Genomic DNA, 11414 nt, shown 5'->3' on the forward strand with positions numbered 1-11414 from the left:
CCTATTCATCCTTCTCGGTCCGGAACCAGGCTTCTGGGTCCTGTGGAATGTTGTCTCTTCTTACTTCTATATAGAGCGTTTCTGTGCGGTCAGTGCCAGTGCCTTCACGATCAGGTGACAATGACGTGCCGCTTTCTGCCGCCTGCCTTGCGTCTTTTTCACCCATCAGCCCAATCGGTGTGCCGCCTGCGATTACCTGACCCGCCTCGCCATAGACCACGTCCAGCCCCGCCAGAACAAACAATGTGCGCGCTTCGGGTTCCAGAATCACCACATTGCCAAAGTCCAGCAACGGCCCGGTGTATCTGATGGTGGCGGCAGCAGGGCTGGTCACGATGGCCCGCGCGCGGGTCGCCATGATGATGCCGGGGCGCTTGACGCCTGCCGCATCGGCCTGACCGGCACGGCGCAGGACCAGACCCTGGACCGGCAGGGGCAATTCGCCGATCCGGCCCTGCAAGGTGACCGGGGCCGGTTCCACCTCGTCCGTGATGATCTCTGCCAGGCCGGAGGCGAAACCATCCAGCGTTTCGGTGGATGCGATCAGGATCGCGGTGCGCACCGGGTCGGCGGTGAAACGGGTCGGCAGTTCGGTCCGGTTTGCCATCGCCTGGTTCAGCGCGGTGCGCGCCGCCTGCACCTGGGTCAGACCGGCCTGCAACCGCTCGGCGGCATCGACCTGCAGCAGGCGCAGGGTCTGCACATCTTCCAGATCGCGGCGCAGGGCGTCTGCCTGCCGGTTCAGGGCCGGTGTCAGTTCCGCCAGCAACATGCCCGCGCGCGCGGTGCCCACCGGGCCATCGGGGTGCAGAAACGCGGTGGGCGAGGGGTTGCCGCCAATGCTTTGCAGGACACCGAACAATTGCGCCACCTCGCCGTCGCGCGATTGCAGCTTTTTCGACAGTTGCGCCTCGTTGATGGCGGCCTGCCGCAGCCCGTCGCGCATGGCGCCGAGACCTTTTTCAAAGGCCTGAATGGTTTCGGTCAGCGCCATCACCCGGTCCCGCGCCCCTTCGGCCTTGTCCAGCATTTCTGCTGCCGTCTCCAGCTCTGCCGCTGCCGCGCGCGCCTGGGTGGTCGCCGCGGTTTCAGCGGCAGCACAGATCGGCCAGACCAGCAGAACAAGGGCGAGGAGGCGGATCATGACAGCAGGTTTTTCCCCGTCATCTCGGCGGGCTGGGGCAGGCCCATCAGATGGAGCACCGTGGGCGCGAGATCGGCCAGGCGTCCGCTGGCCAGATGCGCATCCGGCGCTGCACCAACCACGGCCACTGGCACCGGGTTCAGCGTATGTGCCGTATGCGCGCCGCCGGTGTCGGGGTCGATCATGGTTTCGCAATTGCCGTGATCCGCTGTCAGGATCATCGCGCCGCCAGCCGCCTCCAGCGCCTGCATCACCCGGGCCAGACCGGAATCCACCGCCTCGCAGGCGGCAATCGCCGCGTCCAGATCGCCGGTATGGCCGACCATATCAGGGTTGGCATAATTCACCACGATCAGGTCATAGCCATCCTTGATGGCCTTCACGAAGGTATCCGTCACCTCGCCCGCCGACATCTCCGGCTGCAGGTCATAGGTCGCGACATTGGGGGATTTCGGCATGTGGCGGTCCTCGCCCTCCGATGGCACTTCCTCGCCACCGTTCAGGAAAAAGGTCACATGGGGATATTTCTCTGTCTCAGCCAGCCGGAACTGACGCTTGCCGTGCTGTGCCACCCAGGCGCCCAGCGTGTTGGGCAGGTCGGGCTTGTGGTACATGGTGGTCATGTAACCCGCATGTGCGTCTGAGTATTTCGCCATGCCCATGCAGGCCGCCCAGCCAGGCCGTCCGGCTGTGTCAAAGGCGTCAAAAGCCGGGTCGGCCAGCGCCGCCATGATCTCGCGCGCGCGGTCGGCGCGGAAATTCAGGCAAAAGAATCCGTCGCCATCCGCGGCACCGGCATAGTCGCCGATGATCGTGGCGGGGATGAATTCGTCATCGGTTCCGTTGTCATAGGCCGTCTGCACCGCCGCGCGCGGGCTGTCCGCCTGCTGGCCTTTGCCCCGGGTGATCGCGTCGAAGGCGGTTTTCACACGGTCCCAGCGGTTGTCACGGTCCATCGCGTAATACCGCCCGGTGACCGTAGCGATCCGCGCGCCCGCGGGCAGGGCGGCTGTCAGGGTCTCGAAATATTCCAGCGCGGATCGTGGGGCGACATCGCGCCCGTCCGTCAGCGCATGGACCACCACAGGCACCCCGGCCGCAGTAAGCGCCCCGATTGCCGCGATCATATGGTTGAGATGCCCATGCACCCCCCCGTCCGAGACGACGCCCATCACATGGGCCGTGCCCTTGCTGTCCTGCATGGCGCTGATGAAATCCAGCAGCGGCGGGTTCTTCGCAAAATCGCCCTGTTCGATGGCCAGGTCGATCTGCCCCAGGTCCATCGCCACCACCCGGCCCGCGCCGATGTTGGTATGGCCCACCTCGGAATTGCCCATCTGGCCGCTGGGCAGGCCGACGTCCGGCCCGTGGGTGACCAGCGTGGCTTGCGGGCAGGTTGCCATGATGCGGTCGAAGGTCGGGGTTCTGGCCAGTGCAGGGGCGTTACCGGTCCGGTCTTCGCGTACACCCCAACCGTCAAGGATACACAGAACCACGGGTTTCGGGATGCTCATCTGGGGCTGCTCCATCTTTTGTTTTGATGGCCTTTTAGCTGCTGTCGCGCCCGCCGTGAACCACTTTCCTGTCACGATTGGCTGATGCGCGACATTCGGAGCGGGGCAACTTGCGCATCTGTCAGCGCGGAGGGCCAGGCTGACTGACAGGAGGCGGGTTGCGGGTCTTGTCCATGACCCGCAGTTTGGGCATAACGGGACCTGCAACCGACCTTTAGCCAAGGACCTCCTCCATGAGCCAGCCTGCGCCCGAAACCCGGATCGTGAATACCTATCGCATTGCCTGTGATGGCGGCGAAGGGGGGCTGGGCCATCCGCGTGTCTGGCTGCAGATCCCGCGTGACAGCGGTTGGGTCGAATGCGGCTATTGCGACTGCAAGTTCATCCACAGCGATTTCGAAGGCAAGCTCTGAGGGCATTGCCCCGGATGGGGGTGCCGCACGGCGGATTGTCCTGCTGATGAGAGCATTTCGCGCGGGTTGAACAAATGACCGGCCTGGCGCGCAAAGCGCCGGCATCGGGACAATCTTGTGCCACGGAACACGGCAAGTGCTGCCGGTGATGTTGTAATGGGCCGGCCCCGCGCATAAGTTGCAGCGACCCCGTCAGTACGATGGGTCCCCAGCGAAAGTCCGGTGCATGGAACCCAGCATTTTTTCCTTTATCTGGAAATACTCGCGGCGTGACCAGCTTTACCTGCTGGCCTTCACGCTGTTCACCTTTCCGTTTCTCTACGCCACGCTGGAACTGCCCAAGCGGATCATCAACGATGCCATCGGCGCAGAGAGTGACAGGGTTTCGGTATTTGGTTTCGAGATTACCCAAGTGCAGTTCCTGCTGGCCCTGTGCTTTACCTATCTGATCGCCGTCATCGTGCACGGCTTGCTGAAAATGCGGCTGAACACTCTGAAAGGGGTCCTGTCGGAACGCCTGTTGCGGCGGTTTCGCTATCAGTTGATCAGCCGGATGATGCGGTTTCCGCGCAGTTATTTCCGCAAGACCTCGCAGGGGGAGCTGGTCAGCATGGTCACCTCGGAGGCGGAGCCGATGGGGGGCCTGATGGGCGATTTTATCGCCCAGCCGATGTTCCAGGCGGGTCAGATGCTGATCATCGTGATTTTCCTGTTCCTGCAAAGCTTCTGGTTCGGTCTCGCCGGGGTTGCCCTGATCCCGCTCCAGGCCTGGATCATCCCGATGCTGCAGCGGCAGATCAACGAGCTGAACAAGGTCCGGATCAAGGAAGTGCGCCAGTTCTCGGCCGAGATCGGAGAAACCGCTGCGGGCATCGCGGATCTGCGCAGCAACGGTGGCTGGCGCTACCGGCTGGCGGCCTTTACCGACCGGCTGGGTCTGCTGTTCGACGTGCGGTTCCGCATCTACCAGAAGAAATTCTTCATGAAGTTCCTGAACAACTTCATCACCCAGCTGACGCCGTTCTTCTTTTACGCGGTGGGGGGCTATCTGGCGATTCAGGGGCAGATTACCGTGGGTGCGCTGGTTGCGGCGCTGGCCGCCTACAAGGACCTTTCGAGCCCCTGGAAGGAGCTGTTGACCTACTACAACCAGACCCAGGACATGTCGGTGCGCTGGGACGTGGTAATAGAACGCTTCAACCCGCCAAGGATGATCGACGAAGCGCTTTTTGAGGGCAGCCCGGAAGAGATTCCGCATCTGCGCGGCGATATCGCGTTTGACAGGGTGACGGTGCGGGACGAGGACGGCACAAACATCCTGCAGGACCTGAGCTTTACCATCCCCGCGGGCAGTTGTGTTGCCATCGAAGTCCCGAGCCAGTCGGAGCGGACTGCGCTGGCAGATGTGCTGACCCGAGAGGTGATCCCGTCACGGGGGCATGTCCATATCGCCGGATACGATCTGGCAGGTCTGCACCAGGCGGTGATCGCGGCGCGAATCGGCTATGCGGGTTCGCAGCCCTATATTTTCCAGGGAACCGTGGGGGACAACCTGCTGATGCCCCTGATGACGCATCCGTCGACCGTTCTGTGGGACCCCAAGATGAGCGACCGGACCACGATCGAGGCGCGCCGATCCGGCAACAGCCCGGACAGCACCAAGGCAGAATGGCTCGACCCGTCGATCGCGGATCTGGAAACCAGGGAGCAGATCTTCGATTTCTGGTACAAGATCACATCGGCGGTGGGCACCGCCGATCTGATTTTCCACAACATGCTGGATTCCCGCATGGACCCGGACAAACATCCGGAACTGGCACGCCGGATCGTGGCGCTGCGCGATGAGGTGCACCAGCGGCTGAAGGCCGACAAGCTGGACAAGGCCGTGTATCGTTTCGATCCCGAGGCTTTCAACCCGGCGGTGCCCCTGGGCGGCAACCTGATGTTTGCCGCGCCGCGCCGGGCGATCACCCAGAAAGGGCTGGTCGAAGAGGGCGGTTTCCTTGGCATGATCATCGAACAGGGCCTGGCGGAGCAGGGCATCGCCATTTCCCAGACCCTGATTGAGACGCTGCACGATACCTTTGGCCGCGACGGCACGGATCATCATCATCCGCTGTTCACCGCGCTGGGGATTGAGGATACCTTGTATGAGCAACTGGTCGACATCGCGCAGCGCCGCCGGGACAAGGGCGATGCAGCACTCACCGAGCAGGAATTCGCGCTGCTGCTGACGGTGCCTTTCGCCTTTACCGCCGAACAGATCGGCCCCGGTTTTCCCGAAAGCTTTAAACGGGAAATCCTGTCGATCCGCAAATCGCGCGGGCCCAAGCTGCGCGAAAAGGCGAAAGATCTGTTTGTCGAGATTGCGCCCGAAAATTACCTGCCGCGGCTGACCATACTGGAGAACCTGATCTACGGTCGTTTTTCAGCCATGGCAGGGTTGCAGGCCGATCTGGTCCGTGACGCGGTGGTCGAGGTAATGGCGGCACATAACCTCATGCAGATGGTCTCGGCCAACCTCTTTGACGTTCCGACCGATATCGGCGGGGCCAATCTGCCGGTGCTGTTTCAGGAGCGGGCGGCCTTTGGCCGGGCGGTGATCAAACAGCCGGATGTGCTGGTGTTCAATCAGGTCCTTGCCGGAGCCGATGCCCAGACCCAGAAGCAGATCAGCAACCGCCTGAGCGACCTGCTGCCCCATACCACGCAGATTTTCCTGAATGACAAGTTCGCGGATGTGGAGGCCTATGACGTGCATATCGAAATCCGCAATGGTCGTCTGGACGGAGCCTCCGAGGCCGAAGACAGCGACATGGACGAAGGCGCATCGGACGACCTGCGCCGGAAACTGCGCATCATCGCAAGCAACAGCCTGTTCAGCACGCTTGAACCGCGCCAGCAGCGTTTGCTGGCCTTTGCCGCGCAATGGTACAGCGCGGAGGCGGGGCAGGTCATCTTTTCCACCGGCGAGCGGGCTGATGCCGCTTATCTGTGCCTGTCAGGCAATGCGGAAATCGTCTGGGCCGGAAAGAACGGGGACACGCACCATGTCGCCGACGTGGGGCCGGGTCGGTTGATGGGCGATCTTTCGATCATTCTGGACGAACCCCGGCAGATGAACCTGATTGCGACCGAGCCCTGCCTGTTCCTGCGCATCGGGGCAGAGCAGTTCCGCTCTGTTCTGGAAAGCGACAAGACCTTGCTGCTGACCCAGTTGCGCACGGTTGCCGGCCATCTGACCGGCGCGGCCGAACGGATGCGCGCGGCCGGGCTGGAAGTGCCACGGGATTTCGGGCCGCCGCTCCCGCCCGCCATTCCGGAGGAACCCGAACAGGGGCAAGAACCTTGACCGGAAATTATTCCGGTCTGGGGTCCTTTGTCGCCCCGGCGCGGGAAAAGTCGGAACTGTGGCGTTTCGCGGTGGGTGTGGTCATCGCGATTGCGGCCTATTTCGCCTTGAACCGGCTCTTTTTCGGCGCGGTTTACCAGATTGCCGGAAACCGGAGCAACGCGCTCTACAACAATCTGGTTACCGGGGAGACGCCCCTGGCGATGTTCCTGCTGCTGTCCAGCTTTGCCTGTATGGTGTTGAGTGTGGCCCTTGTTGTGCGTGTGCTGCATCGGCGTCCGGTTCGCAGCCTGATCGGACCTATGCCCCTGGCATGGAAGGATTTTCGCGCGGTCACGCTGATGCTGGCGGGTCTCAGCCTGGCGATCGCCCTGCTGCCGCCCTGGGACATGGGCGGCCCTTTCGTGTCCAACATGCCTTTCGGGCAATGGCTGGTGTTGCTGCCCTTGTCTCTGTTGGGTGTTTTCGTGCAGGTCAGCGCGGAAGAGATCTTCTTTCGCGGCTATGTCCAGCAGCAACTGGCGGCGCGGTTCCGCTCTCCGCTTGTCTGGATGATCGCGCCTTCGGCGTTGTTTGCACTGGGCCATTATCTGCCTGATTCAGCTGGTGAAAACGCCTTTGCCATCGCGCTTTGGGCAGGTGTTTTCGGGGTGCTCATGGCGGATCTGACCGCGCGGTCGGGGTCACTCGGGCCTGCAATCGCGCTGCACTTTTGCAACAACGTGTCGGCGATCCTGATCGTCTCCCTGCCCGACAGTCTGTCGGGCCTTGCGCTCTACCTCACGCCCTTCGGCATGCAGGACACCGAGATGCTTGCAGACTGGCTGCCCGTGGATTTCGCGATGATGCTCGTGTTCTGGCTGGCAGCCCGGGTCGCGATCCGCCGTTGATTGCATTTGTCGCACTCGGGGCTTATCTGGGGGCAAACAAGTCGTCAGGGGCCTGATATGAACTGGATCACGAACTATGTCCGTCCGCGGATCAATTCGATCTTTTCGCGTCGTGAAACGCCGGACAATCTGTGGACGAAATGCGATGACTGCGGCACCATGCTGTTTCACCGCGAGGTATCGGATAACCTGAACGTCTGTACCAACTGCGGCCACCATATGCCGATTTCCCCGCGTGACCGCTTTCGCGCGTTGTTCGACGGTGGCATTTATACCGACATCAAGGTGCCCGTGCCGCCTGCCGACCCGCTGCAGTTCCGGGATCAGAAACGCTATCCCGACCGTCTGAAGGCGGCACAGCGCGAGACCGGCGAAGCCGAGGCGATGCTGGTGGGCACCGGTGAAATCGGCCGCACGCCTATTGTCGCGGCCTGTCAGGATTTTTCCTTCATGGCCGGGTCGATGGGCATGTATGTGGGCAATGCGATCATTGCTGCCGCGCAGGAAGCGGTGAAGCTGAAGCGCCCGCTGATCCTGTTTTCCGCTGCGGGCGGTGCGCGGATGCAGGAAGGCATCCTGAGCCTGATGCAGATGCCGCGCACCACGGTGGCGGTGCAGATGCTGAAAGAGGCCGGTCTGCCCTATATCGTCGTGCTGACCCATCCGACCACCGGTGGGGTGACGGCCAGCTATGCCATGCTGGGCGACGTTCAGATTGCGGAACCCAACGCATTGATCTGCTTTGCCGGGCCACGGGTGATCGAACAGACCATCCGTGAAAAGCTGCCTGACGGCTTCCAGCGTGCGGAATACCTGCTGGATCACGGCATGCTGGACCGGGTGACACCCAGGACCGAGCTGCGCGAGGAGCTGATCGGCATCACCCGGATGCTGCTGGGCCTGCCACCTGCCGTGCGCGGCGATCTGCCCGCGCCCGAAGAGGAGGGCGGGGAACTGGCGCATGCGCTGACAGGCGCGGAAGCCAAGCCCGCGGACACGTCCAAGAAGGACGCCCCAAAAGCCGAGAAGAAATGACAGCCCCGACATCGGACGCCATCCTTGCGCGGATGATGGCGCTGCACCCCAAGATCATCGACCTGACGCTCGACCGGATGTGGCGGCTGCTGGAAGCACTGGGCAATCCGCAAAACGATCTGCCACCGGTGATCCATATTGCCGGCACCAATGGCAAGGGGTCGACCCAGGCCATGATTCGCGCAGGCCTTGAGGCGGCGGGCAAAGATGTGCATGCCTATACATCTCCCCATCTGGCGCGGTTTCACGAACGCATCCGGCTGTCTGGCGAGTTGATCGCCGAGGATGCGCTGACCGAGGTGCTGGATGAATGCTACGCCGCCAACGGCGGCGGCAACATCACCTATTTCGAGATCACGACCGCGGCGGCGCTGCTGGCATTTGCCCGCACGCCTGCGGACTACACGCTGTTGGAAGTCGGTCTGGGCGGACGACTGGACGCGACCAATGTGGTGGAAAAACCCGCGCTGAGCATCATCACCCCGGTGTCGGTGGACCATCAGCAATACCTTGGTGAAACACTGGCCGAAATCGCGGGCGAAAAGGCGGGGATCATCAAGCGGGGCGTGCCTTGCATCGTGGGACCGCAGGAGGAAGCGGGCCTTGAGGTGATCGAGGCACGGGCGGCGCGGCTGGGCGCGCCGGTGCTGGCATATGGACAGCAATGGCATATAGGCCAGGAAGCCGGGCGCATGGTCTATCAGGATGAGCGCGGTCTGCTGGACCTGCCCCTGCCCAATCTGCCCGGTGCGCATCAGGTGATGAACGCCGGGGCGGCGCTGGCCGCTCTGCGGCATCTGGGCGTGAGCAACGAGGCCTGCGAGGCTGCGGTGACCGGTGCCTACTGGCCCGCACGGATGCAGCGGCTCAGAACCGGGCCGCTGGTCGATCTTGCGGGCGCGGCCGATCTGTGGCTGGACGGGGGCCACAACCCGGCGGCGGGCGAGGCTATCGCGGCATTGCTTGCCGAGGCGCCCGACCGCCCCACCCACCTGATCTGCGGCATGCTGAACACCAAGGATATCGGCGGTTACCTGCGCCCGCTGGCAGCACATGCGCGGTCGCTGCATGCGGTTTCCATCCCCGGTGAAGCCGCGACACTGCCCGCTTCGGAAACCGCGAAGGCCGCGCGGGCGGCAGGGCTGGAGGCCGTGGAATCACCCGATGTGGCACATGCGCTTGCTGATATCGTGGCGCAGGACCCCCATGCACGGGTGCTGATCTGCGGGTCGCTTTACCTTGCCGGTGTGGTGTTGCGCGAAAACAGCTAACGGGCGATATTTCGTTGCAGATGCTCCTCTGGGGGCCAGATGTGGTATGATGTACCTCAATTCACACGTGGTTTGACCACAAGAACATATTGAGGACGACACCGGAGCAGCACCATGGCACATCAATCGAACACCATCTCCGAAAAGCAGAGCGACGACCGTGGCCTGTCTCAGGCGATCTTTATCATGGTTGGCATCGGCATCATCCTGGGCGGTCTTTGGTTTCTGTATCAAAGCACCGCGCCTTATCATCCGGACGTCACCGGCGGACAGGAAGAGATCTATCTGTCCACCGACAGCTAGGCTCTGGACCCATTAATTCTATTTGCTCAGTTTGACAGATTTTTTCGCAGACCAGAAGCATCTGCGCAAGAATAGTGGTTCTATTTCAAGCAGATGCGCCGCAGGCTGCGGGAAAATCCGTCAAACCCGGAGGGCGGCAATTTCGCTTCATTTCAACGTCTTGGGTCGCTTGCAAATAGAACCACTATTGGCTGCACGCCCCAAACCTTTGAAATTTCGCGAAATCGCCGCTGAGCATATAGAATTAATGGGTCCAGAGCCCAGGATCCCGGTCCAGCGCCTAACTGCCCCAGCCTTCGGCCTGCATTTCGCGCAACCGTGATGCGGTGCGTTCGAATTCAAAGGTACCTTCGCCTTCGAGGTAGAGCATTTCCGGCACGGCAGCGGCAGAGCAGATCAGCCTGACGCGCGCCTCGTACAGGGCGTCGATCAGGGTGACGAAACGTTTCGCCTCGTTGAAGTTGCTGCGGCCCAGTTGCGGGATGTCGTCCAGCAGAAGAACCCGCACGGCATCGGCCAGCGCGAGGTAATCAGCCGCACCCAGCGGTTTGCCGCATAGCCCGTGAAACCCGGCCCGCGCCATACCGTTGCGAAAGGCCGGTATCTCGACCTCGCGGCCCTTGACCTTGAGGATCAGGGGCGCGCCCGGTCCGCCTGCCAGATCGTTCCAGACCGCATCCATGGTCGCGCGGCTTTCGGCGTTCACCGGTGTGAAATATACCTGACTGCCCGCCAGCCGGTCCTGCCGGTAATCCCTGGGGCTGGCCAGTTCATGCACCACCATGCGATCCTTGATCAGATCGATGAAGGGCATGAACAGATTCCGGTTCAGCCCATCCTTGTACAGGTCGTCCGGCACCCGGTTCGACGTGGTCACCACCACGACACCGGCGGCAAAAAGCGCCTGGAACAGGCGGCCCACGATCATCGCATCGGTGATGTCGGTGATCTGCATTTCGTCAAAGGCCAGCAAGCGGACGGATTCGGCCACTTCGGCCGCGACCGGGGCAATGGCATCGTCCACGCCGGTCTTGCGGGCTTCGTGCATGGCGCTGTGGATTTCCTGCATGAAGGCATGGAAATGGACCCGTCGCGACGGAATGTCGCCCATATGATCAACAAACATGTCCATCAGCATGGATTTGCCACGCCCCACCCCGCCCCAGAGGTAAAGCCCCCTGGGGGGTTCGGGTGCCTTGCGGAACAGACCCTTCTTGACCGGGTGCAACAGGGCGCTGCGGATGCGGTCGAATTCCGGCAAAACGGCCTGTTGCGCCGGGTCCGCTGTCAGCTTTCCCTGGGCAATCAGGTCATCATAGGTTTCTTGCAGTGTCGGCATGGGGATTTCTTACAGGCCCGCGCCGGCGATGGAAAGCAGCGGCGCCTGCGCCGGGCGCATAAAGCGCCCCGCCTTAGACCTGCATCGCCAATACCCTGCTGCACTACGCGCTCTCGGGACATTGCCGATGTAATCTGTCTCAGGTCAAAGGCG

Annotated in this window: 9 protein-coding genes; 6 read left to right on the plus strand and 3 right to left on the minus strand. The window is 62.3% G+C overall.

The annotated features are described in order from the left end of the window. Window position 1 precedes the first annotated feature (1 nt). Complete coding sequence (locus ACWNZ3_RS01245; RefSeq protein WP_274573331.1) at window positions 2-1144, minus strand: murein hydrolase activator EnvC family protein; 1143 nt, start codon at window positions 1142-1144, stop codon at window positions 2-4. Then, a complete protein-coding gene (gene gpmI, locus ACWNZ3_RS01250) occupies window positions 1141-2658 on the minus strand; it encodes a 2,3-bisphosphoglycerate-independent phosphoglycerate mutase (protein ID WP_496900923.1) in 1518 nt (505 codons plus the stop codon). The genes ACWNZ3_RS01245 and gpmI overlap by 4 nt, the downstream gene beginning before the upstream one ends. Before the next feature lie 233 nt (window positions 2659-2891). On the opposite strand from gpmI, the gene ACWNZ3_RS01255 reads away from it, so the two are divergent. The 6 genes from ACWNZ3_RS01255 to ACWNZ3_RS01280 all read left to right on the plus strand — a co-directional run bounded on the left by ACWNZ3_RS01255 (window position 2892) and on the right by ACWNZ3_RS01280 (window position 9922). Beyond that, a complete protein-coding gene (locus tag ACWNZ3_RS01255; RefSeq protein WP_114274281.1) occupies window positions 2892-3071 on the plus strand; it encodes a zinc-finger domain-containing protein in 180 nt (59 codons plus the stop codon). A gap of 226 nt (window positions 3072-3297) precedes the next feature. Further along, the gene (locus ACWNZ3_RS01260; protein WP_496900924.1) at window positions 3298-6423 is read left to right on the plus strand and encodes an ABC transporter transmembrane domain-containing protein; all 3126 of its coding nucleotides are present in this window, start codon (window positions 3298-3300) and stop codon (window positions 6421-6423) included. After that, window positions 6420-7313, plus strand: coding sequence for a CPBP family intramembrane glutamic endopeptidase (locus tag ACWNZ3_RS01265; protein ID WP_496900925.1), 894 nt, complete (start codon window positions 6420-6422; stop codon window positions 7311-7313). Before ACWNZ3_RS01260 ends, ACWNZ3_RS01265 begins: the two co-directional genes overlap by 4 nt. A gap of 57 nt (window positions 7314-7370) precedes the next feature. Next, window positions 7371-8348, plus strand: a complete 978-nt coding sequence (accD, locus tag ACWNZ3_RS01270) for an acetyl-CoA carboxylase, carboxyltransferase subunit beta (RefSeq protein WP_496900926.1) — start codon at window positions 7371-7373, stop codon at window positions 8346-8348. Continuing rightward, window positions 8345-9619: a bifunctional folylpolyglutamate synthase/dihydrofolate synthase gene (locus ACWNZ3_RS01275; RefSeq protein WP_269363368.1), complete on the plus strand. Its 1275-nt coding sequence runs from the start codon at window positions 8345-8347 to the stop codon at window positions 9617-9619. Before accD ends, ACWNZ3_RS01275 begins: the two co-directional genes overlap by 4 nt. Before the next feature lie 114 nt (window positions 9620-9733). After that, a complete protein-coding gene (locus ACWNZ3_RS01280; protein ID WP_269363370.1) occupies window positions 9734-9922 on the plus strand; it encodes a hypothetical protein in 189 nt (62 codons plus the stop codon). A gap of 280 nt (window positions 9923-10202) precedes the next feature. Here the strand turns inward: ACWNZ3_RS01280 and zapE are convergent, their stop codons facing one another. After that, window positions 10203-11261, minus strand: coding sequence for a cell division protein ZapE (gene zapE / locus ACWNZ3_RS01285; protein ID WP_269363371.1), 1059 nt, complete (start codon window positions 11259-11261; stop codon window positions 10203-10205). Between the last annotated feature and the right edge of the window lie 153 nt (window positions 11262-11414).

It is taken from the genome of Sulfitobacter sp. IGS-18 (assembly GCF_059628195.1).

What these genes read in the sequence shown, in the direction of transcription:
- ACWNZ3_RS01245 (WP_274573331.1), bottom strand. Translation starts at nt 1,144, where the DNA reads ATGATCCGCCTCCTCGCCCTTGTTCTGCTGGTCTGGCCGATCTGTGCT.
- ACWNZ3_RS01255 (WP_114274281.1), top strand. Translation starts at nt 2,892, where the DNA reads ATGAGCCAGCCTGCGCCCGAAACCCGGATCGTGAATACCTATCGCATT.
- ACWNZ3_RS01280 (WP_269363370.1), top strand. Translation starts at nt 9,734, where the DNA reads ATGGCACATCAATCGAACACCATCTCCGAAAAGCAGAGCGACGACCGT.
- gpmI (WP_496900923.1), bottom strand. Translation starts at nt 2,658, where the DNA reads ATGAGCATCCCGAAACCCGTGGTTCTGTGTATCCTTGACGGTTGGGGT.
- ACWNZ3_RS01275 (WP_269363368.1), top strand. Translation starts at nt 8,345, where the DNA reads ATGACAGCCCCGACATCGGACGCCATCCTTGCGCGGATGATGGCGCTG.
- ACWNZ3_RS01260 (WP_496900924.1), top strand. Translation starts at nt 3,298, where the DNA reads ATGGAACCCAGCATTTTTTCCTTTATCTGGAAATACTCGCGGCGTGAC.
- zapE (WP_269363371.1), bottom strand. Translation starts at nt 11,261, where the DNA reads ATGCCGACACTGCAAGAAACCTATGATGACCTGATTGCCCAGGGAAAG.
- accD (WP_496900926.1), top strand. Translation starts at nt 7,371, where the DNA reads ATGAACTGGATCACGAACTATGTCCGTCCGCGGATCAATTCGATCTTT.